This is a genomic window from Paenibacillus sp. J22P15 (genome assembly GCF_056269345.1).
In genome coordinates this window covers 13,915-39,859 of the sequence record NZ_JBWDNT010000004.1, presented here as the reverse complement: position 1 = coordinate 39,859, position 25,945 = coordinate 13,915, and the positions used below count along the sequence as shown (strand labels likewise).

The window sequence follows — 25,945 nt, the reverse complement described above, 5'->3', positions numbered from 1 at the left end:
GTTGAAAGGTTCACGACTATTTTTTTCTCGGACCATCCTCAAATAGTCCAAGCAGCATACCCTGAAACAAGCCGTTCTTATTGTTTATGATCAGTTGGAGCATCTCATCACCAAGATCATTCTCACGTTCATCCTTGATCGCTTCTATCTCGTTATGAAGCCGCTCCATCTTCTGATCCAATTCGGACGCAGAATCCGCTGCCTCCTTAAGCTCATTCAGTAGGTGCGGCGGTATTGCCTGCTTATATTTATAATAAATTTTGTGCTCAAGGCTAGCCCAAAAATCCATCGCTATCGTCCTAATTTGAATCTCTACACACACATTTTCAACTCGATCCGATATGAAAACCGGCACTTCAATGAGAAGATGTAGACTTTGATAGCCGTTTGGCTTCGGATTTTTTATATAATCTTTGACCTCTATAAGAGTCAAATCACTCTGGTTTTTTAGCATGTCGCTAACTCTGTAAATATCAGAAATAAAGGAACAGGTTATTCGTAACCCCGCGATATCCTTAATATCATTTCTAATGCTGGCAAAGGTTAGATCACTTTGTTTGCGATAAATCTTTTCAACAATACTCTTAGGCGATTTCAAACGTGAACTTGTATGTTCAATGGGATTATATTCATGTAATAGTTGGAATTCTTCCTTTAGAATTTCTATCTTCGTTTCCAGCTCTTGAATTGCAAATTTGTACATCATTAAAAAACGAGTAATCTGCTGCTTTATGTCTTTCATTTTTTGCATTTGATCCATACCCATGTTTCCTTATGCCCCTTCCACTTAGTGCGGCTAAAATGTGTCGATTTGAATCCGCTGCAATTACTGCTCATCAAGCTTCGTAACGATTCTTCGCAAATGCTCCAAATCTTCTTGTGAAATCCGCTCACTCATATAACGTATAATCGCATCATCGTTTTCATTAAACGACTCGACATATCGCTTGCCCTCATCTGTAATTTCTAGATTAACGACACGCTTATCATCGTCACTGCGACTTCTGCGAATAAGCTCTCTTTCAACGAGCTTGTCTCCTATAAGTGTAACTCCGCCTGCTGTAATTAACAATAACTCGGCTATGTCCGTTGACTTCATTGGGCTTTGCTTATCTAGTATTTGAAGCATTCTCGTTTGATTAATCGAGAAGCTGCAGTCTACACCTTTATACCATTCGACTTTTAATTTTTTATATGTGCCCTTTAACAGTGGAAAAAGTTCCTTCCATTGTTCATAGTTGTTCATATTCCACCTCATTTCTGCTATTTTGTTGACTTTATGAAACGTTAATTACTATAATTGCGAAGGTAACCTAATCAATATATCAAATAAATTCACCGAGGTGAATCGAATGGGCTCAGATAAATATGAAAATGCCACAGAGTTATCCAAAGTTTTCCAAAAGTTCGCAAGAGCTGACTGGCGTAAAAAAACGATGTGGGGCGAACTGAAGGCCAGTGAAATTAGAATGCTTATTTGTATCAAAAAAAGTAATGATTTGGGCTCAACAGGGACAACCGTTACTGAAATTAGTAAAACTCTGCAAGTTACATCCCCCACCGTTACGCAGATGCTCAATAGTTTAATTAATGCGGGATATGTGATTCGCACCTCTGATCAAACCGATCGCAGAATAAATGAAATTACATTAACGGATGTCGGAGAAGAGCTTGCCCAAAAGGCAATCGAGCGATATCAAGCATTGTTTAATGGAATGATCGATCACTTAGGCAAGGAGCAAAGTGATCAGCTCGTTGTTTTGCTGAATCAGGTTTTTGACTATCTAGAGTCTGCCAAAAGAAATGAAGACCATGAATAAACAAAGAGGATTTCGCGTCCTGCAGATGCTGCTTGACGCGAAATCCCTCCTATAAGAGCCGCTCTTATCATTTATTGAAGAGCAGGCTCTTTTTTCAATTTCGTTGCTTGCTCTGGGATAGCTTGTTCCTTCTTATCCGATGTGCGAAGCGGAATTTCTTTCAAGAAGAACACGAGTACGAATGCAACGATCAATAAGGACATACCGAATAAGAACACAACGCTCAGAGAGTCACTCAGTACCGAACGTACCATTTCAATGATGTGAATGAATAACGGTTGAACTTGTTCCGGCAGCGTCGCATGCAGCTCCTTAAGCTTCGGTTGATCGAGCAGCATTTGCGGGTTAAGGAAGCTCGACAACTGCTCTGCTGTAGCCGCATCTACTTTGTTAAGATCCGGCCCCTCGCCTGCTGCGACAGCAGCCTCCAGTTTTTTGGTTAGCGTCGAGTTCATGACTGTTCCCATTACTGCAATACCAATCGTACCACCAAGGTTACGGAACAAGGTTGCTGTTCCCGTTGCTACGCCTAGCTGCGAAGGTTCCACTGCATTTTGAACTGTAAGTGTAAATACTGGCATTGAAATACCAAGACCGATACCGAAGACGATCATCGCTGCAACCGCCACGCCAACGTTATTCATAAATGCCATCATCAGCATTCCTGCCACCATAAATGGCATACCTATAAGGGCAAATCGTTTGTACTTACCTGATTTAGAAATCCAACGACCAGTCATTGCACTCAGGAAAATCATTGCAATCGACATCGGCATATTTACGAAGCCCGAGTTCGTCGGTGAAATACCAAGCACACCCTGAACGAAGAAGGGCAGGTACATCATAGCGCCCATCATGCCGGCATTCATGAGGAAACCGACGGAGTTGGAAATCGTTACAATACTGTTCTTAAACATAGACAAAGGCAATACTGGGCTTTTTGCTTTACGTTCTACAAGAATCAATAGAACTAACAATACCGCTGCTGCTGAGAACATCCCAATAATTTGAGGTGAGCCCCAGTCATATTTCGTGCCTGCCCATGAGAAGCCAAGGAGCAATGCAACAAGCATAGCGGAAAGCAATATAGAACCCGGATAATCAATCGATTCCGTTGTTTTACGCGCTGTTTTTGGAAACATTAACCAAATCATTCCGAATGCAATAATACCGAGGGGAAGGAAAATCCAGAAGATCCATTTCCATGCGATATGATCGACCATGAAGCCGCCTAATGTTGGTCCAATGACGCTGGAGAAACCGAAGATAGCCATCATTAATCCGGTCCATTTCGCCCGTTCCCGAGGAGCGAACAAATCACCAACCGCCGTAACAGTGGCCGACATAAGAATACCGCCGCCTATACCTTGAATACCTCGATAAGTAATAAGCTGGAATACTGTGGTTGAAGTACCGCAGAGAAAGGCTCCGATAATAAATAATACAATACCGACTAACAAAAACGGTTTCCTTCCATAGATATCAGAAAGCTTTCCTACAAGTACAGTAGCGATCGTTGATGTGAGCATATAGATGGTAATTACCCATGTGTAATACTCGATACCGCCTAAGATGGCAATGATGCGCGGCATTGCCGTGCTTACGATTGTCTGATTGATAGCTGCGAAAAACATTGCTGCCATCAGAGCAATCATGATTGTTAATTTTTTCTTCTGATTCAACTGCTCCATAAACTGTGCACTCCTAAACATTATTATTTATTATGGCCCATTTGCTGCCAAACTACTTCGCGAAATAGTTAGGTTGCCTACCTATTTAACAATGATACAATAAGTTTAGTACTAAAACAACTGCCAATTCATTGGCTCATTGGAAACATAAAAAACAGGTCAGGGACATTCATCCAAGACCTGTTTTTCAGTCATCTATATTAATCGCCTAGCGGAAACCAGCCTGGCGTATGAACGATAGCCTGCCAAAGCGGAGTAGGAACTGCCAAACGTTGTTGGTCATCCTTGCTGATCATTGTTTTGATATCTGACTCGCGTCCTTCTGCAACTTTCTCAACCCAGTCCGGTTCTACAATGAGTTCACGGCCAATTGCAACAAGTGGAATGCCAATATCTAATGCCTTCACTGCATCATCCGGTGTATGAATGGACCCAACACCAATTAAAGGCACCAAATGACCGATACGGTCGTTTATCCACTTCATACGTGTTTTGGTTTCATCAGCACCTCGTTTTGGCAATGACCAGAAATCCATCAACGACACATGAAGATAATCAAGATCCTTGCTTGTTAATTCATCAACAAGTCTGAAGGTATCCTCCATTGTAATACCTGGTGTTGTCGCTTCTTCGGGAGAAAAGCGGTAGCCGACTAAAAAAGGCTGCTTTGCGTGTTCTGCTGCTGCTCGCTTCACTTCATCGACCACTGCTAAAGGGAAGCGCAGTCGATTCTCAATGCTTCCACCCCATTTGTCCTCACGTCTATTTGAATGCGGTGAGAAAAACTGCTGCATAAGGTAACCGTTAGCACCGTGAATTTCTACACCGTCAAACCCCGCTTCAATAGCTCTTCTTGTCGTTTCACCAAAATCACGAATAATGGCTTCTATTTCCTCGTCTAACAATGCTCTAGGCACGACATTGGGGTTCTGCTCCGATGCAACTGCGCTCGCGCTAACTACATCACCTTCAGGCACGAGACTGGGCGGGCATTCCCTCCCGCCATGAAAGATTTGAAGCACGGCTTTAGCGCCTTTTCCCTTGATCGTTGCAGCAAGGCGTTGTAAGCTTGGAATCATATCATCGCTATCGCTTGCAAATTCCCCATGAAATCCTTTCCCACTCAGTGAAACATATACACAAGCTGTTATAACAAGACCAACACCACCCGATCGACGGCTATAATATTCCAACTCGACATCCGATACTGTTCCGTCTTCATTCGAAGAAAAATTCGTCATCGGTGCCATCACAATCCGATTTTTTAATTGAACGCCGTTTTTGAAAATCATTTGTTCGAACAATGGCAAATAAGTTGATTTCATTTATTTCATCTCTCCCGTTATCTTGAATCACATTTCATAACTGTAACTTTTTAATATACTGTAATAGTATTTCATACAGATGATGATGTCAAGCAACAATAAAAAAGCTCCCGTTAACCAAATACATACCAGCTTTACCTGTCGTAAAAGGTTATCGGAAGCTATGTAGCCTAATAGCTTCGCTATTAGGCTGTTGTAGAGGACGATTTCCGCTTATCCAGCTCAGAGCTCATACTCACCTTATCTCGGGTAGTTCTGAATAAGAAATAATAAAGGCTAACTATAATCGCAGCTAGAATAGCTAAGGCAAAAAAGATATTGCTGTATAAATAAGCCCCGCTATGAATTGCGTACGGATTAAAATGGACTGTAGTTTCCTTCGTATCAAGTACCTTGCCGATGATGCTTGTTGTCATTGCACCCGAAATAAAGTTAAGCAAGGACATGAGTCCCATTCCTACGCCGATCTGCTCCTTCGTCAGCGTTCTTGAGATGGTGTTGGACATCGCAATTTGCATAAATGTCTGACCAATATTCCCGAATACCAACAAGAATAAGATCAAATACGGCGATAACCCTACAAATATAGAGAGCAAGACGAAACAGGTAAAACTAAGCGTAATGGCAACATAAACTAAGAAAGAATTGCCCTTCTCATCCGCAAGCCTGCCACCGCGGCGTCCAAGCATAGCAGAGGTAATCGCTGCTGGAAACATAACAAATCCGATAATCGCTGGCGACAGCTCATTCAAACCAGCCAAAAACTGCGGCGTAACAAACGGCATACCAAAGCTTAACGACGTTGCGAGAAAGGTCATGATTAAACCAAAAGTATATTTTTTGTTACTGAACAGCTTGGGCTGAATGAATGGCTCTGACGCTGTTCGGATACGAACAATGAATAAAAGAAGCATTACGACACCGCCGAGAGCAATCCACACACTCGCTAATGAAATGGACATTAGCAATAATGCAACAGCACTCCCAAGTAATATGCCGCCCAAATAATCTATTTTCTGAGCTTTCCCTCTATCATTGTCTAGAAACTTTCTGAATAAAGGCAGTGCCAACAGCGGAATTACTGATATCAAGAAAAGAAATCTCCAGTTGATGAAGCTGGTTACTAATCCAGACACGATTGGTGCAAGAGCTGTTCCCAGCGCTAGACCTGCCGCAACCGTACCTAACGCTCTCCCACGCTTTTCAGGAGAGAAATAACGTACGGGAACGATCATCGCTGTAGCCGGAATGACGGCTGCACCGCTTGCTTGAAGTACTCGTCCAAGCACAATCATCCAATACTCTGAAGCGAGCAAACCTACAATCGAGCCAAGTGCGAAGACAATTAATCCAAAGGTTAATAAATCCTTTAAACGATATTTATCTGCAAGTTTGCCGTATGTAACGGAGCCTACTGCAAACACGATCATATATCCGGTAATCAGCCAGCTTACTTGCGAGGGAGTTATGCCAAATTCTTTGCTGATAACTGGCATAACTACATTAAACATAGAAGCATTCATAATCGAGAAGACTAATGTAAATGCTAAAATAGGCATCAGCTTTTCACCGATTTTTTGTTTGTCCGTAACTTCCATTTTCCTAAACGCCCTTTCTTGTATAGATCAACATTGTTTGAATTCAAACGATATGTTCAAAAAAAGACAACCTTCACGCGAACTCCCTTACTCGTACGCCATAATTATTTTTCGGAGTAAAGCATGAAGGTGCTTAGTTTCATCCGCTGTTAACAGTTGGTTCGATTTATTTTTTGCTTGTTCAACAGCACTGGAAGCTTTCTGATACATCTCTACACCCTGATCAGTCATATAAATTCTTCTCATTCTTGCATCCGAATCATGAGCGCGCCGAACGACCCAACCGCGTTTCACCATCCCATTTATCAAGCTGGTTACACTCGATTTGTCTATAAAAAGAAGCTTCTCTAAATCAGCGTTCATTGCACCAGGCTTTACCGACAGCAAATGGAGAGACTGTGATTGCTGAGGTGTTAGTCCCAGCGGTCGAAGCGCAGTTTCAATCTCACGCCGTATCGAAGTAAAAGCCATCTTAATAAGCAAAGTACTGCTATCCTCTTGCTCCCAAGGAAACCGAGTATTGTAATGATCTTTCCCCATATAGAGCACACCGCCTCAAACTAGTTTGAATTCAAACTAATAATACGACCGTGGAGCAACTTTTGTCAATTTTAAAAATAAGGCAAAGCAAAATGCAAGCTTGCTAACAAATAAAAGCAAAGCCTCTGTCCTCACAGGGGCTTTGCTTTTATTTAGTAAGCTATCTCGTTAGTTGATACTTCCTACAAGCTTCATAACCGCATCTCGTGTCAGCTTATTCCCGCCAACAGCGATTAGATTAATGGTAGCATGCGCCAGCGTAAGCGGGATTTTGCAAAATTCAAGAGCAGGTCCGCCCTTTAAATCTAATATATAAGAGTCCGCCAGCTTTAAATTACGGCGCGTATACTTAATCATTTCTTTCGATCCCCAGCCATCAGGGTAAAAGTCAACGCCCCGTTCCAAATCCTCTTTGCGGTTCCGCAAAATATTTACAGCTTGTAAGCCTCTGCCGAAAGCAACTGCTTTTATTCGGTCTGATTTCGTACCATCATGCCAAAACCATATGTCAGACAGCATTTCCCCTACCATACCGGCAACACTATAGGTGTAGTTATCCAAATCCTCTTCTGTACGAATACTCCATTTCTCATGAACCCAATCTGCCATCTGCTTAGACATTTTCGCCGTATTATGAAAAACGACATCTCTGACAGTCGGAGGACAAAGCGCAGCCCATTCATGGATTTGCATCGTAACATCCGGTAGTTGATCTCGATAAGGCGAAAGTAGCTTTTGCGATTCGTTAATAGCATCATTGGATTGAAACGCATCATGAACTCCAAGCAATAATTCCACTTTCAAATCATCTGATAGTGTTTCATGATCTTCAATTTCATCAATTGCCCTCATACACAAGTAAGCGGATGCAACCGCTTCTTTCAAACCTGCCTTCAACCGGCTGATGGGAATATAAAAAGTACGACTCGTTTGCTTTAACATGATCATCGCATCATTCAAAATAAAAACTCCTTCATTATGGCAGCTTTACTTTTAGCTTGTTTTACTCGTTAATAATATAATACCATACATAGTTTTAGATGTGCACCGCAACTGCGATTTAACCGTTTAATTTAGGCAGAACCTGTATCCTCATCCTTAATATTGGAGGCAAATGGCGTAATTATACAACTATTCGAGTGATTTCTATACTTAAACACAAAATGCCCGAATGATAACACTCTAATCTGAGCGTTATCATTTGGGCAGCCGTGTAAATCCATTAAGAATTATGGAGTATCTATTAATTGGTACGATCGGTTATCATTCAGTTATTCACATATTTTCTTCTAAATTCACGAGGCGACTTCTCATACTTCTTTTTAAACGCTCTTTCAAAGTTAGGCAAAGTATTGAAGCCAGCGGCATAGCATACTTCTGTAATAGGTAAAATGGAACTGCTGAGCAACGCAGAAGCGAACTGAAGTCTTTTTCCTTGAAGATGCTCTTGAAAGGATATGCCCATATATTTCCGAAAGCATTCACTAAAATAATTAGCGGAAATGCCAGCATATTTAGCTATTTCATCTAACGAAATCGGTTCACGAAAGTGATGTTGAATATATATGATCGATTTTCTTATGGAAGAAGGGATCGTGCTTATCGTCGCATAATCGTCCAGTAACGGCTGGTGACCCGTATTTCTATAAAGCTGAATGAGTATTCTTTCGAAGCTTCCTTGAACGAGCATGCTGCTTCCTAACTGCCACATCTGCGATTCATTCCAAATACGACTGAACTCAGTCTCAATCTCATAGGCGCTATCACCATGATAAGTATGTAGACGTAGTGATACTTGTTCAAATAACATTTCTGTCAGCTCGAGACGAATGAATGACTCTTCGAAAATAAGATTAAACAAATGGATCGTTTGACCCTCATCCGGAATGATTTCATGGAAATCAGCGGTTGTCAGCAGAAAAGTCATACCTCTCTCTAAAGGAAATGACTGTCCGTTTATGACATGTGTTCCTGTGCCCGATACAACAAAACCCATTTCAAAAAAATCATGCCAATGGGTAGCAATTTTACTGTCAATGACATGTTTATAAATCTGATAAGGGGAAGACAAGGACATAAAGTTTTTGCCTAATAGCCTCTCAGGAGTTAATTCATACTTCATGCTAGCTCCCCCCATCTTGAATTGAGTCGTATTCGTTAAACCAATCCTGTCATTCTGTTAGTCTATTATACATTGACGAATGGATTGCCGGCTAAATCTTTTCCGCGAGCAAGCCAGACTTTGTGGTTCTCATTTTTTTCCGTAATTACCTGCGCCTCCGTGGAGAAGTAACGCATCGTATAGCCGCAGCGACGGAACTCGCTCTTGTTCGCAGCTGCTCCATGAATAATACGAGAATCGTGTAAGGAGCACTCACCTGGCTCAAGCTCGAAATAAACGGCCTTGGAGTCATCCTGATTGCGTATTTCCGTATCAAAAATATTGGCATTGCCATCGACTTGCTCGTATTCGGAGAAACCATTGTTATGCGTTCCCGGGATAACGCGCATACATCCATTTTCTTTGGAGCTGCGATCAATAGCAAGCCACACTGTCACAATGTTATCGAAGCGGCTAAGTCTTCCTTTCCAATAGGCAGAATCTTCATGCCATGGCGTTTGTCTGCCGATCAACGGCTCTTTACAGATGAAATGGCTGGACCAAAGACCAATATTAGGACCAATCAACGGCTCTACAAGATCCAATACTTCGTCGCTTAAAAGAAACTTGAGCAGCCGTTCATCCCGAAAATGGGGTGTATCCAGCTCGCTGTTTAGCCTCCTGCCAACCAATTCCCATTGCTCCTCAAAAATATTCGTCAACTCACTCATCATCTCGAGGCTAAATATTTGTTTTTTATGAAGCGCATAACCATTGCTCTTATAAAATTCAACCTCTTGCTCCGTTAATGTACTAATCGACATTTAAATCCCCTCCGCTAAATAAGGTTTATTCCTCTGAAATGATCATAACGGAGGGAGAATAAACTTACTTCTTATCCTATCGGAAAAAGTATGCATATCTTCAGATCTTATGGTGCCAGACTTTCTTTGTTCATCCTGCTATGCTCGAAACGTCTTTTTGCATCATTAGCTTCCTCTTTCTCGCTGGAATCCGGATGTGAACCGTTGTTCCAATGCCGATACGGCTAAATATCGAAACACCATAGCTTCCTGCTCAATAATCGTAAGAGGCACCTCAGCTATTAATGTCCAATTTTGCTGAGGCAGTGTATCTTCTATATGTTTGTGTTTATCATCTATCGTTACATTTTTATTTATTTTTGAAGTGCTCTTTTTCTGAGTTTCCGGAGGCTCACCCGAAGAGAAAATAACTTTACCAGTCGAGTCGGCGAATCATCGATAGCCTTTCTTCTCTCGCATCCTCTTCTACCTGTTCACACCATTGTCACGCTGTAATCTTCTTCAGGAAGTGCTTTATACCAAGCTTCAGGAAGCCGTTCAAGCGTTTCCAAACATCCGCTGGTATTGTGACCTTGTGCAAATTTATCGATTACCACGGTGTTTTGAGGGAAATTCTTATAATGTCTTTATTATGAATTTTGCAATTAATTCAATGAAGTATTCGTCAAGTGATTAAATAATCCTCCCTCTATGGAGAATCACTTACCTCTTAAAATTAGCCTCATAAGCAAATGCCCCTCCGTTTGAAAGAGGGGCATTTATTTATACTATTTATTTCGTAATCGTGACTTCAACAGGCTCAGACACAATATGCCATTCCTTCCCGAGCATTTGGAACGTATGCTTCGCAAACACATACACCGTTCCAGGCTCAATAGCCTGAATGGTATTGCCTTCGATTTTTACCTTAGTTTCTCCACTGATCACAAATAGAGTCGTCGGGATTTTTTCCGTTTTGTCCACACGATAGCTCACACGGGATTTCACATGAATTTCCGCCGATTTTCCGACTTTCAGATTCACTTTTTTATTCGGGATTTCAAGACGTATCGGCGCTTCCGTCAGCCACTGCGTGTAGTCCGTGATCGGTCCGATAACGCCGGCCTCCAAGGCTTCTCCAAATGAATTCTCGTCTCTGAACGTCCAGTGCATATTCAGGAACCCGCGCTGGCGCATGTACTGAATGAATTCCGGATACAGACTACCGTAGTTCGCGTTCAATGTCGCGTTCATGGTGGCGCCGTACTGCATCATTTGCTGGGCCTTTTTCAGCTTGCTGTCTATCGTAGACGGGACGCCTGCCGAGTAAAGAAAACCGGTGCCTACTTCACGATTGAGACTGCGGATGTTCCTGATATGATTGGCATCAAAGCTTTGAATCACTACGTTATCGATCATTCCAGCTTGCTCGATTTCCTGCATCACTTGCTTCTCTAGGCCGCTCGCTTTCAATTCAACAAGCAGAACGACATCTTTTCCCTTAAACTCATATAAATACTCTTCAAAGGTAGGCACCTTTTCACCTTGGAATTCAGAACTGAATTTGATGCCGGCATCCAATGCACGGATCTGTTCAAGCGTTAAATCTTTTACATAGCCCGATCCGTTCGTTGTCCGATCCACAGTATAGTCATGCATGATGATCAGCTTGCCGTCCTTCGTCAATTGTAAGTCTGTCTCGATCATATCCGCACCTAATTCATAAGCCTTCCGATAAGATGCCATCGTATTTTCAGGCACAAGGGATGGTACGCCGCGATGCGCCGCAACGACCGGACGCTGCACAAGCGTGTTTTCCGGATATTGACCGAGTGCATCGATAGAGGCTGATGGCTTTTCTGTTACGATTCCATCCACACCGAAATGAATAAGCGCATGGGCGGCTTGTATATCCTCTGCGCCGCTTCCCCAAACAGAGATCGCTCGGCTATGCAAATAATGGACCGCATCAGGGCTCAGATTTTTTTGCGGCACTACCGCAACCATCGCATCACTATCATGAATGTCACGTACGAATGCGGCCATATCATTCTTATTGAAGGATGATTTGTTATAAAGAAGGGCGCCGCGAGCAGTTCTAATGAAGCTGCGCATTTCTTTCACGATGGCGAGATTGCTCGATAAAATCTGGAAATCCTGCGTCTGTGTTTCTTTCATGATATTCGCGAGATCTTCAATATTCGCATGTTCTTCCACCTGAATAACGGGGATGAATTTGCCCTTTAGGCTTTCCAAAGCTTGTTCAATAGGTGCCTCGTCAACAGTCCATTGTCCCTGACCGTTGCGCTTCGCCTGCAGCATAATCGAAGATACCCCTTCTTGTGCAGCGGATTGCGAAATGATCGTGGGAGGGTTCACAATATTCGTTGTTGCTTCTTTCGGAAGAAAAGCATTCGTTTGCGCTAAAGGCGGAAGCTCATTCGGATTTGAATTTACCTTTACATTATCGAATTGAACCGTCACTCCGCTTGCTTGAAATCCAACATCTCCGTTTGCCCATTTCCCGGCTTGATCCGTATCGATCACAAGCTGTCCGTCGATAAACTGCTGGACACGATTGCTGCTTGCAATCACTTTGACATGATATGTTTTATTGAAAGCCATATTTTCCGGATAAAAATTCGTTTCCGGCACGACCCATTGATTGCTTTCATTGCGAATGGCAAACTCTATCCCGTTCATCGCCGTTGTACCTCTGCGCATGGCAGATTGATAATACGGATAAGAATTAGGCTGTACTCGGTACATCAACGAAGCCCATCGGCTGTCTTCAACAGCGCTTTGAAATGTCATATCGGCTTCAAAAACGTAATTTCCCGATTGATTTCCTAAAGGAATCACCACTCTGGCAGGAGTGGCGGAAGAAAGGGAAGTTAACACAAGTTTGCCGTCCGCAACTTTGGCATCTCCCTGTACAAGCTTCCAGCCGGCAGGCAGCGACCCGTTGGCGATTTGATTGAAATTCTCCTCTGTGATAGCCTGCTCCGCGGCATGAACCTTTGTTAAACTGTCAACCGGAGTCATCCATATACTTCCAAAAATACTTGCCGATACTAGAACAGCTGCAACTTTCTTTGACTTTCCCGTGAATGTCTGAGTCATTACTAGTCTCCTTTATAATGTAATTCATAAATGCGTTTCCTATGAAAATAGTAAACTAATGCAGTTATTCGTAGGACTGGTACACAACCTTTGATATCGCGATGCTGATTTCGTACAGAAAGAACAGAGGTACGGTTACCACCAGAACGGATAAAATATCCGGTGGCGTAATCGTGTTCCACTATATTCATCTGTGTATTGCTGTCCGAACCCATGCTACTAGTTAACCTCTACAGACGACTTCGAAGACTCCATATCGCTCTTCTTCTCATCCTCCGTATCGCCGTTAACGAGTCCGCGCGTCGCACCCTTAAATTCATTCAATGTGCGACCGAATGCTTTTCCCAACTCCGGAAGCTTGGAAGGTCCAAAAATAATCAGTGCGATCATCAAGATCAAAATCAAACCGCCGATTCCAATGTTACCGAAAGGCATATCCGTGACTCCTTCGTGGATAGAATTCAGCCACGGCTTAACCCGTGGCTGATCATTTTATATAGGTTACGCGTGTTTCATATTATTTGTACAGACTAACCATTTATCGGCTGGACCAAAAGTGTATCTCCCGGTTGTACACCCACACGGCCGTTTTCCACGATAAACTGCTGGAACGTGGAGATGGTGGAGCCGACCGGCCGGAGAACGTCGGACACGAGTCGCAGTTCGGTTAGCATGCGTTCTCGGTTTACGTCGAAAATGAAGTAGCCGCGTTGATTGTCAATGAATTTCCAATGCGGGCTCTCCGCTTTGATCGGATCGTACGTTTTGTGGAAATCCGCCGGATTCCCATTGCCGCCGGACGTCATCGACGTTACGGTGAACTCCGAACCGACGGTCGGCGAATCCGGATTGTAGAAATCCGTTTTGAGATCGCTGACCCAGGTGCAGTGCCGGTCTCCGGTCAATACGATCGGGTTGGAAATGCGCCGTTCATGCAAAAAGTTCAGTATGCGGCTCCGCTGAACCCGGTAACCGTCCCAGTTGTCCAAATCGAATCTCTCTTCCGGACCAGCAACGCGGTCGTTCTGCGCGATCATGACCTGTTGGGCAATCACATTCCAGCGGGCGCGCGACGCAGTCAGACCGGCCAGAAGCCACTGCTCCTGCGCTTCACCGGTCAACGAGGCGGCCGGATCATTAGCCCCTTCAATGGTACTCGGCTGATCGGTACGGTATTGGCGGGTGTCCAGTACGTTCATTTCCAGCAGGTCGCCGAACGCAAATCTGCGGTAAAGCAGCATGTCCGGGCCACTCGGCAAGGCGGACCGTCTCAGCGGCATATGTTCATAATAAGCCTGCAAGGCGGCGATCCGGCGTTCCAGAAAGGCTTCCATGGTTTGGCGATCGGGATCCTGCGGAATCTCATCCGCCCAGTTATTGTCGATTTCATGATCGTCCAGCGTCACGATCCACGGACAAGCCGCATGAGCGGTCTGCAAGTTCGGATCGGTGCGGTACTGCGCGTGCCGATTGCGATATTCCGCCAAGGTAAACGGCTCGCCCGTTCCTTCATGGGTGCGGACGGCTGTGGTCCTCGGCGGGCTTTCATAGATGTAGTCGCCCAGGAAGACGACAAACGCGACGTCTTCCTCGGCCAGGTGCCGGTGCGCGTTAAAGTAACCGTCCTGCCAGTTCTGACAAGATGCGACCGCAAAACGCAGCCGTTCAGGCGAAGAGTCGGCTACCGGCAGTGTCTTAGTTTTACCGACCGGACTGATTTCTTTGCCGGCCATGAAACGGTAGTAATACCAACGATCCGGCTTTAGCCCCTTAACCTCGGCATGGACGGAATGTGCAAGCTCCGGAGTTGCGACTTCGTTACCCCGTTTCACGACATGATGGAACTCTTCGTCGGAAGCCACCTCCCATTTTACATGGAAATTGCGGCCGGGCATTCCTCCGCCTGCAATCGGGTCGGGGGCAAGACGGGTCCACAAGACGACACCGTCCGGAAGCGGATCTCCGGAAGCGACACCGAGCGTAAACGGATAGGATGAAAATTGCGGCGCGGCTTCAACCTTGCCGGTCGGCAGTGAACCGGTAATCGCCAATCCCGCGGCGACCGCGGCGAATGTACCTGCCTTTTGTAAAAAACCGCGGCGATCCATCTTGCCTTCCAGCAAGCGTTTTTCCAGATCATTGAATAGTTGTTCCTTGTCCAATTTTATCGACTCCTTTTAATTTGGGTCTATTAAATCGATTTGTGATCTATTCTATTAAATCGTTTATGTATTAAACTAGTGTCAACCCCGTACTAAGCTATAATGAAGAAATATGAAAATAAATTCCAGATACTTTTGGTATTTTATGGATTTATTTCGAAATTAATTGTATGTATATGAGGGAGAGAATCAAAAATTTAGGCATTTTGTCGGTCTATGTAACTACTGTGACAACTTTTCGAGCAGGTGGAGAATGGTTCAAATGACATAAAGGGACCTATAAAGCGTTGAAAAAATATGGCCGTTTTCTTTCACCAATATTTACAAAACATACATTAGAAGTCGCTAGATTGTTAGCCCTACTCATAATGTTTCGGCTCTCCTTCCCAATACAAATCACGGCTGCTTAACAGCTCGATAGTCTTCCCGCATCGGAGTGATCGCTTTCACAGGCTTTTATGATAATTTCGATCATTTTATTAATTTTTACAAACAAAAAAAGACACATCTCAATGAGACGTGTCCTTCTTCACTATATTTTCACTCCGCCTAAGCTAGCTCCTTTGACAAATAATCGCTCAATGTTCTTCTCGACCGAAGGATCTGGTATCAAAGGAGGAGCCTGATGCGGTTTACTGCGAGCATCAATAATTACATTATCACAAGCCCAATGCTTGTTCTCATAATGGCTGTTCACGCCATACATATCATGTGACGGATTGCTGCGAGTGAAGGTAACCCAAAGGAAGTTCTTCATTGTCTCACTTATAAATCTACTATCATCACCAATGATGATCATCGGACATGAAGGAATAGGACCCTTATCTTGAATTGCTTCACATAGCGCTTGCATTTCCTGTTTTGCAACAGCATAGCTATTAAATTTAGGACCTTGAATAACTACAATGCCGGGCATTACTAGCCGGGCATGCTCAAATCCACGCAATCCCCTTAATTCCTCAGGCACTTCAGTGCATAATTCCCTCTTCTTATCACCATAAGCTGCGATAACGACCTTACTGCCGCTGTTTAATCCCGTACCGGAATAATCAAGAGTATCGATAGTCGTATTGGTATAAAAATGAATGTCGCGATGAAGATCGATACGCTCAAGTATGTAGCTCAAAAACTCTACTTCATGATGCGTATCCAAAGGTATATTATCTTCTGCAGTAATAAATAAATATTTGGCTAAACTGAGCTGTCCCGTGCCTAAAATACGATTGGCGATCGTTAACAATTCAGCAGGCTGCTTAACCTGTTGATATGGCGTGTAGCGTTCGCTTCCTATTGCAAATAGCAATGGATGCACACCCGCAGCATCTACAGCATGAACCTCTTTTACACCTGGAATCTCTTGTTTAATCGCGTCGCCTGTCAATTCATGAATAAGGTCTCCAAATGCCGTATCCTCCTGCGGCGGCCGACCGACAACAGTAAACGGCCATATCGCATTAGGCTTCGCATACACTTTATGCACCTTCATTAACGGAAAGGGATGGGTAAGGCTATAATAGCCTAGATGATCTCCAAATGGACCCTCCGGTTTAGTCTCGCCTTGGTGGATTTCTCCTGTAATTACAAAATCAGCATCATTACTGATGCAGAAACCATCGACATAGCTGTAGCGGAAACGATGTCCGGAAAGCAAGCCAGCAATGGTCATCTCCGACAGTCCTTCCGGCAACGGCATTACAGCTGCCAAGGTATGTGCAGGAGGCCCGCCTACAAAACAGCTTACTTTTAGAGGGACACCTTTTTTGTTCGTTTTGTCCTGATGAACTCCAATTCCGCGATGAATCTGATAATGCACGCCAATCTCTTTATTCAATTCATAATCGTTGCCGCTCAGCTGAACACGGTACATGCCCAAATTAGAATTCATAATACCCGGCTTGTCCGGATCTTCTGTATACACCTGCGGCAGTGTGACGAAGGCACCGCCATCCATTGGCCAGCTTTGAATAAGCGGAAGATCCGAGATTTGAATTTCCTGTGCGGTAACGGGTAAGCTTCCCGATTTCTTAATCGGCAGAGCTCTCATTGCTGCCAAACCGTTTCCGATATTTTTAAGAGGATTTTTTAATGCCTTCATCGGATCGTTCCGCAAAGCCATTACACTCTGCACCGAATCCCATGTCTGACGAAAAATAAACTTGCTGCGTTCTACCGTGCCAAAGAGATTAGATACAGCCCGGAATTTCGAGCCTTTTACATTCTCGAACAACAAAGCAGGACCGCCAGCCTCATAAACCTTCATATGAATAGCAGCCATTTCAAGATAGGGATCCACTTCTTCTTTTATACGAACCAAATGACCGTTTTTCTCCAAATCAATAACACATTGTTCTAAATTTCGATACATTTGAATAGCTCCAATCTTCAACTAATAGGTTGTTCAAACTTCAACAAAAGCTTAAGTCAATTTACCGTTATGCTTTCGCAAATAAAATAAAAAAACGCCATAAATGGCGTATTTTAATGGACTTATTAAAAAAGTTTATGTAATGATTATATACTTTCTCAACTATAAAAGTATAGCTGGACAGCCATTTGTTTGTTCGCAGTTCAACAAACATTCGGTTCATACCAATGAATTGCTCCTCTATATAGTGAAAAAAGGAAAAAAGGCCTTGCATCTCAACTTCCGTTGAAATACATGGCCTTTTTCATTATTATTTGGCAGAGTAAAGTACCGGCCAAGCTTCGCCCGAATATGCTTCTCCTTCTCTTCCATTCATCATTTGTGCATTAAAATGAAAGTTGCCTTTAGCATCATATTTGTAGCGGGTATCACCCGTCATAAGATGAACCGCCATCGAGCGGCGTGCTTGATCCGTTGAATTGGGCCCGCTTCCGTGAATAGTGAGGGCATGATGGAAGCTGACCTGTCCGGCTTTCATTATTATAGGCTCTGTTGTAAACTTTTCGTTTTCCGGGATGTCCATTGCTTCCTGCTGCTTCTCTAAATTTTGCTCAAAGAAATCATTCACGTTCAACAAGCCCCATCTGTGACTCCGCGGTACCATCTGTATACAACCATTTGATACATCCACATCCGTGAACGCTACCCAAGCTGTAATCAGAGTTGGGCCTGCGCAGCATTGCCAGTAAGCGTAGTCCTGGTGCCATCCCACATTTGCTGTTTCTTTTCCTGTACCTCTTCCCGGCTTATACAGCAGTTGATCATGAAATAACTTAATTGTATCCGTTTGCATCAGTGACGCGGCAATGCCGCCAATCGTTGGATTTACAGCTACATTGCGCAGCGTGTTGTCTGACCAATGTGAATTGTCCGTTTTCCTCAAAGCCCGCGGATTATCCTTTCCCTCTAGCCAGTTGCATACTGGCTCTCTACCAGTCTCAAATTCACCGCGATATAATTGATCCTGATGAGCGATTATTTCCGCAAGCTCATCTTGAGAAAAGATAATAGGAGAAAGCCAATACCCATTTTCAGCAAAAAATTTAATATCTTCCTGTTTAGGAAGGCATTCTTCTTTTAGTTGACCATTAATAGACATATGGAGCACCTCTTACAATCATATTTTAAATATAGGCTCATTATAGTCCTGTTAATATACGATGTATTTCTCGAATATGCGCATAGATTTAAATTTTTTGATCATCTTCACATTTTGAAATTTATAATTGGAGAGGTATAATCAAAGAAAATCGTTTTGAAGTTGAGAAGAGGGATTCAATTGATGGAAAATCAATCTTTAAAAAATGAAGCGCCCAAACAGCATCTTGTTACTGATAACGACGGAGAGTTCCGAATTGATTTGCCCTTCGATTCTGAAGCTAGCCATATCTACTATCTTGGCGTTAACTATTATGAAAACTGGAGTACGTCAATCCATTATCATGATCATTTCGAATTGTGTTACGTAGATGAAGGATTCAGTCAATACAAAATCGATAAAACACTTTACGAGGTCCAGAAAGGCCAGCTTCTTCTAACGAAACCCGACGAAATCCACTTTGGATTAGCAGGAAAGCAGCTGCCCTTTAAGCTGTATTACATCGGGTTTAATCTGGAGAGGCTGCATCATTTGTATCCTGAGTTTTATCGAATTGGACTGCAACGAATCGCACATGATCAGGATGGCAGAGTAAAAGCATTATTCGAGGATATGATAACCGAAATTAAAAATAAAGCATATTTAAGCTTGCCCATGGTCGAAGGTTTGTTTCAGCAGCTGCTAGTAACGGCATTGCGAAATTTTCTTGATCCGTCGTTATTAGCAGAGGCCCCTCCTCGTCCGCTTAACAATGCTATTACTGCGATTATAAATCAGCTGCATCGAGAAGTTCGCTATGACTATGATCCTGAGCAGCTTGCCAAGTCTATTCATATTAGCCGCTCGCATCTCGCAAGAGAATTCAAAAATTCCGTAGGTATTCCGCTTGGAGAATATGTGCGTCATCTATGTTTGGATAAAGCGAAGTCCGAGCTTCGAAACACTTCCAAAGCAATCTCACAAATCGCTGATGAGCTTCAGTTTTCTTCCATTCATACCTTTAGTATTTTTTTCAAACGTTTTACAGGTCAAACGCCGACCATCTACCGTCAATCAACAAAATCTAATGTTGAAAATAATACCTAAGCTTATTTCAATCTCACACTATAAAACCTCATCGCTTTAGGAACTCCCTTGATTTCTAATTTCCCTGAGTAGATGAGGTGCCGCAATCTATATTCAAAATATTGATCTCCGATGTATTGTTCGCAGTAGCCAAGTGCCTCGCCTACCACTCTTGCAGCTTTAATAAATTCGCCATCCGGTTTATTTTGCAGAAGCTTCTCTACCGTTTCTAATAAATAGCTGTCCAAATAATCTTCTTGAACGCAGACCATCTTGTTCTCGATCCAAATACGCAGCACCTCATGCTGCTCGGCAAGCTCTAACCATTCACGCTGCAGCAGCTCCCTTGTTTCGATGGTTAATGGACCACTCTCCACCGATTCGCCAAAAACAGCCTGCAGCTTCTCTACTGGAATTTCTCCTAAATGCACATAATCGATAAACAAATCCGGAGTATTGAACCTTTTGCTGCAAGCATCCTCTGCATTAAATACAAAAACGTTATTTAAGCAATGTCTGAGCAAATACATCGTATAGCACAAACCAACATAATCATGAGCATTGTTGCCAACCCATAATACGATGGATGCTTGCGCTGGAATTTTTGCAATCAAGCTTTGAGGAGAGGCTTCCTCATCAAGATCATCATCTAAACTTTCGCAGCCATCATTAATATGATTCCTTAACCATTCGTATCTTTTCTTTCTCCCCTCTTCCTCATGAAGATGCCAAATTGGGCCTATAGCATATCTTTCGTTAAATGAGACGACTTTATTCGTATCCGCTATTCCCATTTGCTTTATCGCATATTTCAAGCTTCCAGCCGCAGATTCGCCATACATAATATGAACCGTATTGACGTCAGCATTCAGTTCTCCAGTATTCTCTTTTTTATGAGCAAGCAGTAAACCATTATATAATTCTTTCAAGCTGTGGAAGAGCTTCTCTTCCAATTGTTTATTATCCATGGCTGCATCAATTTGGTACATAATTAATCTAAGAGCTGACCTCATCTCCTCTGAAGACAGCTCATCAATCGCTTTGCGTATCTCCAACATTTTATCCATATCGATTCATCCTCTCTTTTCTTTAAGCTGTAAGCCATTCTAAAAACTCAAGACGATTCCCAAATGGATCGTTTAAATAAAATCTCTTCACACCTTCATCTATCCTTGCTTCATCATCAATGACTTGAATGTTATTTTCACGCAAATAATGACGTAATTCATCTATGTTCTGTACGTGAAATGCGGGGTGGGCTTTTGCAGCGGGAACAAAATCCTTTTGTACTCCGATGTGTATTTGGTGAGTGCCGCACTGAAACCACACGCCGCCGCGCTTCTTTAAAATTTCAGGTTTTGGAATCTCTGTCCAACCCAATACGCCGTTAAAAAAATGCCGAGCCTCTGTTTCGCATCCTTCCGGAGCCGCCAGTTGAACATGATCAATACCGTAGAAATTATAAGCCATATCGCTTCCACTCCTTATAGTTTCATTTGATGAAACACAGTTTCAAATTATAGTTCCATTTTATAGTAAAAAAGATAAGATATCCATCGCTTTTTTTGTATTCTTAAAATGACGATATTTCGGACGATGGGATAGCCCCTTGCTAACAAATTTGGTTCACAAATTCCTACGCAGTCGAATGTTCTTCCGATCGCTGTTGTTCGCGGATTCCTAGAATGAATTGGCTGAGGAAGGAATCCGCGAACAGAGGCCACCGCTGGCGCTTCTCCAGAATCATTCGACCTGCTCCGTTTGGTTGAACCTTGAAAATTTTAAAGCAAAAGAAACCTGCCCTTGTTAGAATGGGAGTACTACCAACCATTTCTAAATAAAGAGAGGTTTCTTATGTACATCGAATGTACTATGGATCAGTTATCCTTGCCAATGGATCTCCAAGGAGACATTCCCTTTCATCATCAATTAAACCTTGCCGAGAAAGCGCCAGAAGTTCTGATTCAACATATCATCCAAATCCCTTTTAATTTCCTCTTCCTTAACAGTCCAACCACTTAGGAGCAGCTTTTCATATTTTTCAGCAAGCACATTGCCAATAATTTTTCTAGAATGCTCCCATTTATAGATCAATTGCTCGAATACACGGCAGTCTGAATGCTGTGGAATCATTGAAGTACCTAGAAGCTCTAGGCGAAATCTCGTCATTTCCTCTACCATAGATTCAATGTGAAGGAACCACCAGCAGCCAAAAATCATCAAATTACGGAATTTACGGGCGAGTACCGTCAGTTCGTGCTGATTTTCTCTAGCCAGCATCGTGATGAGAAACTTCTGCTCTGGATAGCGGCGGCATAATGCTTCTACTGCCGATACGTCAGACAGCATGCTCATGTCTCCTGCCAGCCCAAGTGAAGGATTCACCTTTCGACGAACACCGATCATTAGTGCAAAAGGAATGCTTTTCTCTTGGCATACTGGAATCATAACCTCATCAATCATCCTGCTTCGATGATCGTCAGCTGGATATTTGAAATCGCCAGGCATAGATACAGCAAGATAAAGAGCGTCCATGCGAGTAATCCATTCGGAGAGAAAACGCCTTGTTTCCTCCTTCGTCCGCTCGGTCCACTCTGCCAATACATCATAACCTAAGCTTTGCAATTCACCCACAGCATGCTGCCAATCATTCAGTAATGCATCAACACGCAGCGCCGCATAAAAACGCGAATCTGTTTTCCCTTTGCCTGACTGCCAAATCGGACGCTCAACCGGATCAAACGGGTCGTTCGTCATCACAATTTTCTCGATTCCAGCAATTTGCATCACCTTGTCTACTTGCTCTTCTACGGTACGTTTCTCGAGTGCCTGACGGTAATCGTCTAAATTACGAGAGGATACATCGAGTCCAAGACGATCCAGAATCGTAATGAATCCGCTTGCCGCCTCACTTACAGGTGAATGATCTATGAATAATAGCTTCCATATCCAATCCGCTTGTTCACGCTTCGTCATAGACCAGAAATGGCTGTACTCCTCCTCTGACCATCTGAACGACTCTGAAATCAAATAATGATAGGTCAGCAGATCATCAATACCCCACAGGAGCAAATCGCCAAATTCCGGAGCATATAAATGTGTATGCATATCGGTAACAGGCATACTTCGTGCTAAGCGATCAACTGTTTCTTTAAGGTTTGCCATACTTACAACCGTTTGAGCTTGAGTTTGAGTTTCCATTTTCATTTCCTCCTCTTCATTGTTTCATGGATTGTAATAGCTTCAAGCCTTTTCATTTGAAATTAGTTAGAATAACATTCGTTTAAATGTTTATATACTTCGCGATACACGGTCTCAAGCGGAACGCCGAAAGCTCTTGCAGCATGAGCTGCATCCTCGAATTCTGGAGATTGACGAATAATTTTTTCCCCATCAATCGCTTGCTTCACTCTTAAAGAGCCGTATACAGTTTGCACATGAATCCACTTTCTCTCAAGTGCCTTGCGCTGCCACTCGCTGCGACGAACGCCGAAGGTTGACGTCTCCGCGAGCAGCGTCTCCTCGCAGCGTTTGCTGGCAGCTGGGTAGCATAATACGCTAACGAGCACACCCGGACGATTTTTCTTCATATACACTGGAGTATAATAAACATCTAACGCCCCAGCTTCGAACAGCTTTTCCATCGCAAAACCAAGCGTCTCACCCGTTGAATCGTCCACTTGAGCCTCTAATACAATGATAGTCTCATTGGATCCTTCAGCTTGTTCCTTCTCATATAAGACAGCTCGTACAACGTTTGGATGGTCGAAATTTTTGGTCCCAGCGCCATATCCAATTCGATCAATCGTACCAGCAGGCAATGTGCCAAATTCAGTTGCCAGCGCTTTCACAATGCCAGCGCCTGTTGGTGTTGTTAATTCCCCTTGGGCAGTGAACGCGGATAACGGTATGCCGCGAAGCAGCTCCGCTGTAGCAGGAGCAGGAATCGGATATAAACCATGGGCCATACGGAGACGTCCTGTTCCTGTTGGTACAGGTGATACCACGATTTTGCCGACATCGAGACTCTCAAGCGCTAAGCAAACCCCAATAACATCTATAATGGAATCCATTGCTCCCACTTCGTGAAAATGAACCTCAGCAGGGTCCATGCCATGAATTTTACCTTCCACCTGCGCAATCAAACCAAAGATAGATAAACTCCGCTTTTTCACGCGTTCAGGCAACTGTGATCCCTCGATCATATGAATAATGTCAGCAGCTTTTCTATGCTCGTGTGAGTGACCATCGCTGTGGTCATGGCTATGGCTGTGAGTATGCCCGTGATCGTGACTGTGAGTATGGCTATGTGCATGACTGTGATCGTGACTGTGTTCATGACTATGTCCGTGATCATGGCTATGCTCGTGACTATGAGTATGGCTATGTTTATGACTATGTTCATGGCTATGAGCATGACTGTGAGTATGGCTATGAGAATGACTATGATCGTGACTATGAGTATGGCTGTGAGTATGAGTATGACCATGCTCATGATCATCATTGCTATCGAAGGTTAATTTCAGCCAATTGGCTGTAATCCCCCTCCGATCCACTTTTACAAATTCCATTGTGAAAGGGTCAATCGGCAGCTTCCTCAAATGGTTGATGATATAGTCAGGTTCAGCACCAATATCCACCAGTGCGGACAATGCCATATCTCCTGCAATACCTGAAATACAATCCAAATAAATTGTTCTCATGTTACGCGCCCTCCGCTACCAGTTGTAAAATCATTGCCGCTTGAAACCCTGCACCGAAGCCATTATCAATGTTAACGACGGTTACGCCAGCTGCGCAGGAGGTCATCATGGCCAAAAGTGTTGTTACACCTTGCAGGTTTGCGCCGTATCCTACTGAAGTAGGCACAGCAATAACCGGCCTGCGTACAAGTCCTCCGACCACACTAACCAAAGCGCCCTCCATTCCTGCGACACCAATCACAACAGACGCTTCTCTGATGCGTTCCTTCTGACTAAGCAGCCGATCAATTCCTGCAACTCCCACATCATAGATACGATCAACCTCGCACCCCATCCATTCAGCTGTCCCTGCCGCTTCCTCCGCTACCGGAATGTCTGATGTCCCACCGGTCAGCACTGCTACTTTTCCAGGCAGCCTCCGCGTGGATTTACCCAATGAAATAAGTCGTGATACTTCGTCATAACGAGCATCTGGGAACTTAGCGACCACACGCTCCCCCATCTCAGCTGTAGCCCGTGTAACTAGCGCTCTGCCGTGAACCTCAACGAGCCGTGAGAAGATCGTTTCAACCTGATCCGTCGTTTTTCCCTGTCCAAATACAACCTCTGGATGTCCCGTCCGTTCATTGCGTCCGACATCAAGCTTACAGAATCCTAGATCCTCAAACTCGTTCATAGCGCCAAACCTCCGCGTTCAAGCACTTTATTCATACTTCCGCTGCGATAGCCGGAAAGATCCATAGCTACATAGACATAGCCTAGCTCTTTCAACTTATTTGAAATTTGCGATGCATGCTCAATCAATTGCGGCATTGCAGCAGGCTCCACTTCAATTCTAGCGATATCACCGTGACTTCTAACTCTCACTTGGCCAAAACCAAGCGTACGAATATAACGTTCAGATTCACCAACACGTCCAAGCTTTTCTATCGTAATGGTTTCACCATATGCGATTCGGGAGGAAAGGCAAGCAAATGATGGTTTATTCCAAGTTGGAAGTCCATGCTCGTTAGATAAATCTCGGATTTCCTCTTTATATAAACCCGCTTCCTGCAAGGGTCCACGTACACCTCGTTCTTTGGCAGCTTGAACACCAGGTCTATGCTCATTCATATCATCTGCGATGAGACCGTAGATGATATGGCGATAAGCGCCGTCCTTCACGAAGGGCTCTAAATGCTCGAATAGACTTTTTTTACAAAAGTAACAACGGTTTGCATTATTCTCTTTGTATCCTGGAATGCTTAGTTCAGACGTCTCGATTACTTTATGAGCAGCCCCAAGACTTTTCGCCAGCCGAATCGCTGCTTCGAGCTCTTCTGTCGGATAGGTCTCTGAATCAGCTGTCACCGCTAGAACTCGTTCACTTCCAAGTGTTTTCAAAGCGACTTCAAGCAGAAAAGTACTGTCAACGCCTCCCGAGAACGCGACTACTACGGATTCCATTTCTAATAGTATCTCTTGCAGCTTGCTATATTTATCATGCATGT

Annotated in this window: 22 protein-coding genes; 2 read left to right on the top strand and 20 right to left on the bottom strand. The window is 43.6% G+C overall.

Annotated features, from left to right (window positions below):
• Nucleotides 1–16: 16 nt before the first annotated feature.
• Nucleotides 17–766: a GTP pyrophosphokinase gene (locus AC0YN6_RS11180; protein ID WP_475746907.1), complete on the bottom strand. Its 750-nt coding sequence runs from the start codon at nucleotides 764–766 to the stop codon at nucleotides 17–19.
• A 60-nt stretch (nucleotides 767–826) separates the two neighbouring features.
• Entirely contained in the window at nucleotides 827–1,246 is a 420-nt protein-coding gene (locus AC0YN6_RS11175) for a MarR family winged helix-turn-helix transcriptional regulator (protein WP_475746906.1), read from the bottom strand.
• A gap of 106 nt (nucleotides 1,247–1,352) precedes the next feature.
• Between AC0YN6_RS11175 and AC0YN6_RS11170 the strand changes: the two genes are divergently transcribed.
• Nucleotides 1,353–1,820 (top strand): MarR family winged helix-turn-helix transcriptional regulator, encoded by a 468-nt coding sequence (locus tag AC0YN6_RS11170; protein WP_475746905.1) that lies wholly within the window; start codon nucleotides 1,353–1,355, stop codon nucleotides 1,818–1,820.
• 71 nt (nucleotides 1,821–1,891) lie between these two features.
• Here the strand turns inward: AC0YN6_RS11170 and AC0YN6_RS11165 are convergent, their stop codons facing one another.
• The 12 genes from AC0YN6_RS11165 to AC0YN6_RS11110 all read right to left on the bottom strand — a co-directional run bounded on the left by AC0YN6_RS11165 (nucleotide 1,892) and on the right by AC0YN6_RS11110 (nucleotide 18,687).
• Nucleotides 1,892–3,511 carry an MDR family MFS transporter gene (locus AC0YN6_RS11165; RefSeq protein WP_475746904.1) on the bottom strand — a complete coding sequence of 540 codons (1,620 nt, stop codon included), beginning with the start codon at nucleotides 3,509–3,511 and terminating at the stop codon, nucleotides 1,892–1,894.
• Between the two features lie 200 nt (nucleotides 3,512–3,711).
• Nucleotides 3,712–4,836: an NADH-dependent flavin oxidoreductase gene (locus tag AC0YN6_RS11160; protein ID WP_475746903.1), complete on the bottom strand. Its 1,125-nt coding sequence runs from the start codon at nucleotides 4,834–4,836 to the stop codon at nucleotides 3,712–3,714.
• A 185-nt stretch (nucleotides 4,837–5,021) separates the two neighbouring features.
• On the bottom strand, nucleotides 5,022–6,434 hold the full coding sequence (locus AC0YN6_RS11155) for an MFS transporter (protein WP_475746902.1): 1,413 nt from the start codon (nucleotides 6,432–6,434) through the stop codon (nucleotides 5,022–5,024).
• A gap of 87 nt (nucleotides 6,435–6,521) precedes the next feature.
• Nucleotides 6,522–6,974, bottom strand: coding sequence for a MarR family winged helix-turn-helix transcriptional regulator (locus tag AC0YN6_RS11150; RefSeq protein ID WP_475746901.1), 453 nt, complete (start codon nucleotides 6,972–6,974; stop codon nucleotides 6,522–6,524).
• A 168-nt stretch (nucleotides 6,975–7,142) separates the two neighbouring features.
• Nucleotides 7,143–7,922 carry a squalene/phytoene synthase family protein gene (locus AC0YN6_RS11145; protein ID WP_475747462.1) on the bottom strand — a complete coding sequence of 260 codons (780 nt, stop codon included), beginning with the start codon at nucleotides 7,920–7,922 and terminating at the stop codon, nucleotides 7,143–7,145.
• A 319-nt stretch (nucleotides 7,923–8,241) separates the two neighbouring features.
• Nucleotides 8,242–9,096 (bottom strand): helix-turn-helix transcriptional regulator, encoded by an 855-nt coding sequence (locus tag AC0YN6_RS11140; protein ID WP_475746900.1) that lies wholly within the window; start codon nucleotides 9,094–9,096, stop codon nucleotides 8,242–8,244.
• A 65-nt stretch (nucleotides 9,097–9,161) separates the two neighbouring features.
• Nucleotides 9,162–9,899: a phytanoyl-CoA dioxygenase family protein gene (locus tag AC0YN6_RS11135; protein WP_475746899.1), complete on the bottom strand. Its 738-nt coding sequence runs from the start codon at nucleotides 9,897–9,899 to the stop codon at nucleotides 9,162–9,164.
• Between the two features lie 771 nt (nucleotides 9,900–10,670).
• Nucleotides 10,671–13,001, bottom strand: coding sequence for a glycerophosphodiester phosphodiesterase family protein (locus AC0YN6_RS11130; RefSeq protein ID WP_475746897.1), 2,331 nt, complete (start codon nucleotides 12,999–13,001; stop codon nucleotides 10,671–10,673).
• Nucleotides 13,002–13,220: 219 nt separating this feature from the next.
• On the bottom strand, nucleotides 13,221–13,436 hold the full coding sequence (gene tatA / locus AC0YN6_RS11125) for a twin-arginine translocase TatA/TatE family subunit (RefSeq protein ID WP_475746896.1): 216 nt from the start codon (nucleotides 13,434–13,436) through the stop codon (nucleotides 13,221–13,223).
• 95 nt (nucleotides 13,437–13,531) lie between these two features.
• Nucleotides 13,532–15,163, bottom strand: a complete 1,632-nt coding sequence (locus AC0YN6_RS11120) for an alkaline phosphatase D family protein (protein ID WP_475746895.1) — start codon at nucleotides 15,161–15,163, stop codon at nucleotides 13,532–13,534.
• Nucleotides 15,164–15,695: 532 nt separating this feature from the next.
• The gene (locus AC0YN6_RS11115) at nucleotides 15,696–17,528 is read right to left on the bottom strand and encodes a UbiD family decarboxylase (protein WP_475746894.1); all 1,833 of its coding nucleotides are present in this window, start codon (nucleotides 17,526–17,528) and stop codon (nucleotides 15,696–15,698) included.
• 310 nt (nucleotides 17,529–17,838) lie between these two features.
• Nucleotides 17,839–18,687 (bottom strand): phytanoyl-CoA dioxygenase family protein, encoded by an 849-nt coding sequence (locus AC0YN6_RS11110; RefSeq protein ID WP_475746893.1) that lies wholly within the window; start codon nucleotides 18,685–18,687, stop codon nucleotides 17,839–17,841.
• Between the two features lie 183 nt (nucleotides 18,688–18,870).
• Between AC0YN6_RS11110 and AC0YN6_RS11105 the strand changes: the two genes are divergently transcribed.
• Entirely contained in the window at nucleotides 18,871–19,773 is a 903-nt protein-coding gene (locus AC0YN6_RS11105) for an AraC family transcriptional regulator (protein ID WP_475746892.1), read from the top strand.
• 2 nt (nucleotides 19,774–19,775) lie between these two features.
• Here AC0YN6_RS11105 and AC0YN6_RS11100 read toward each other — a convergent pair whose 3' ends face one another.
• From AC0YN6_RS11100 to larE, 6 genes are all read right to left on the bottom strand, one after another.
• The gene (locus tag AC0YN6_RS11100) at nucleotides 19,776–20,819 is read right to left on the bottom strand and encodes a DUF1835 domain-containing protein (RefSeq protein ID WP_475746891.1); all 1,044 of its coding nucleotides are present in this window, start codon (nucleotides 20,817–20,819) and stop codon (nucleotides 19,776–19,778) included.
• A gap of 22 nt (nucleotides 20,820–20,841) precedes the next feature.
• Nucleotides 20,842–21,222: a VOC family protein gene (locus tag AC0YN6_RS11095; protein ID WP_475746890.1), complete on the bottom strand. Its 381-nt coding sequence runs from the start codon at nucleotides 21,220–21,222 to the stop codon at nucleotides 20,842–20,844.
• A 459-nt stretch (nucleotides 21,223–21,681) separates the two neighbouring features.
• On the bottom strand, nucleotides 21,682–22,953 hold the full coding sequence (locus AC0YN6_RS11090) for a glucuronate isomerase (RefSeq protein WP_475746889.1): 1,272 nt from the start codon (nucleotides 22,951–22,953) through the stop codon (nucleotides 21,682–21,684).
• A gap of 62 nt (nucleotides 22,954–23,015) precedes the next feature.
• Nucleotides 23,016–24,455 carry a nickel pincer cofactor biosynthesis protein LarC gene (gene larC / locus AC0YN6_RS11085; RefSeq protein WP_475746888.1) on the bottom strand — a complete coding sequence of 480 codons (1,440 nt, stop codon included), beginning with the start codon at nucleotides 24,453–24,455 and terminating at the stop codon, nucleotides 23,016–23,018.
• Nucleotide 24,456: 1 nt separating this feature from the next.
• Nucleotides 24,457–25,131 carry a nickel pincer cofactor biosynthesis protein LarB gene (larB, locus tag AC0YN6_RS11080; RefSeq protein WP_475746886.1) on the bottom strand — a complete coding sequence of 225 codons (675 nt, stop codon included), beginning with the start codon at nucleotides 25,129–25,131 and terminating at the stop codon, nucleotides 24,457–24,459.
• Complete coding sequence (gene larE, locus AC0YN6_RS11075) at nucleotides 25,128–25,943, bottom strand: ATP-dependent sacrificial sulfur transferase LarE (protein WP_475746885.1); 816 nt, start codon at nucleotides 25,941–25,943, stop codon at nucleotides 25,128–25,130. The genes larB and larE overlap by 4 nt, the downstream gene beginning before the upstream one ends.
• Between the last annotated feature and the right edge of the window lie 2 nt (nucleotides 25,944–25,945).

What these genes read in the sequence shown, in the direction of transcription:
- AC0YN6_RS11165 (WP_475746904.1), bottom strand. Translation starts at nt 3,511, where the DNA reads ATGGAGCAGTTGAATCAGAAGAAAAAATTAACAATCATGATTGCTCTG.
- AC0YN6_RS11115 (WP_475746894.1), bottom strand. Translation starts at nt 17,528, where the DNA reads ATGTATCGAAATTTAGAACAATGTGTTATTGATTTGGAGAAAAACGGT.
- AC0YN6_RS11105 (WP_475746892.1), top strand. Translation starts at nt 18,871, where the DNA reads ATGGAAAATCAATCTTTAAAAAATGAAGCGCCCAAACAGCATCTTGTT.
- AC0YN6_RS11180 (WP_475746907.1), bottom strand. Translation starts at nt 766, where the DNA reads ATGGGTATGGATCAAATGCAAAAAATGAAAGACATAAAGCAGCAGATT.
- AC0YN6_RS11135 (WP_475746899.1), bottom strand. Translation starts at nt 9,899, where the DNA reads ATGTCGATTAGTACATTAACGGAGCAAGAGGTTGAATTTTATAAGAGC.
- AC0YN6_RS11155 (WP_475746902.1), bottom strand. Translation starts at nt 6,434, where the DNA reads ATGGAAGTTACGGACAAACAAAAAATCGGTGAAAAGCTGATGCCTATT.
- AC0YN6_RS11170 (WP_475746905.1), top strand. Translation starts at nt 1,353, where the DNA reads ATGGGCTCAGATAAATATGAAAATGCCACAGAGTTATCCAAAGTTTTC.
- AC0YN6_RS11110 (WP_475746893.1), bottom strand. Translation starts at nt 18,687, where the DNA reads ATGTCTATTAATGGTCAACTAAAAGAAGAATGCCTTCCTAAACAGGAA.
- AC0YN6_RS11150 (WP_475746901.1), bottom strand. Translation starts at nt 6,974, where the DNA reads ATGGGGAAAGATCATTACAATACTCGGTTTCCTTGGGAGCAAGAGGAT.
- AC0YN6_RS11095 (WP_475746890.1), bottom strand. Translation starts at nt 21,222, where the DNA reads ATGGCTTATAATTTCTACGGTATTGATCATGTTCAACTGGCGGCTCCG.
- tatA (WP_475746896.1), bottom strand. Translation starts at nt 13,436, where the DNA reads ATGCCTTTCGGTAACATTGGAATCGGCGGTTTGATTTTGATCTTGATG.
- AC0YN6_RS11145 (WP_475747462.1), bottom strand. Translation starts at nt 7,922, where the DNA reads ATGATCATGTTAAAGCAAACGAGTCGTACTTTTTATATTCCCATCAGC.
- AC0YN6_RS11160 (WP_475746903.1), bottom strand. Translation starts at nt 4,836, where the DNA reads ATGAAATCAACTTATTTGCCATTGTTCGAACAAATGATTTTCAAAAAC.
- AC0YN6_RS11140 (WP_475746900.1), bottom strand. Translation starts at nt 9,096, where the DNA reads ATGAAGTATGAATTAACTCCTGAGAGGCTATTAGGCAAAAACTTTATG.
- larB (WP_475746886.1), bottom strand. Translation starts at nt 25,131, where the DNA reads ATGAACGAGTTTGAGGATCTAGGATTCTGTAAGCTTGATGTCGGACGC.
- AC0YN6_RS11130 (WP_475746897.1), bottom strand. Translation starts at nt 13,001, where the DNA reads ATGACTCAGACATTCACGGGAAAGTCAAAGAAAGTTGCAGCTGTTCTA.
- larC (WP_475746888.1), bottom strand. Translation starts at nt 24,455, where the DNA reads ATGAGAACAATTTATTTGGATTGTATTTCAGGTATTGCAGGAGATATG.
- larE (WP_475746885.1), bottom strand. Translation starts at nt 25,943, where the DNA reads ATGCATGATAAATATAGCAAGCTGCAAGAGATACTATTAGAAATGGAA.
- AC0YN6_RS11100 (WP_475746891.1), bottom strand. Translation starts at nt 20,819, where the DNA reads ATGGATAAAATGTTGGAGATACGCAAAGCGATTGATGAGCTGTCTTCA.
- AC0YN6_RS11090 (WP_475746889.1), bottom strand. Translation starts at nt 22,953, where the DNA reads ATGGAAACTCAAACTCAAGCTCAAACGGTTGTAAGTATGGCAAACCTT.
- AC0YN6_RS11175 (WP_475746906.1), bottom strand. Translation starts at nt 1,246, where the DNA reads ATGAACAACTATGAACAATGGAAGGAACTTTTTCCACTGTTAAAGGGC.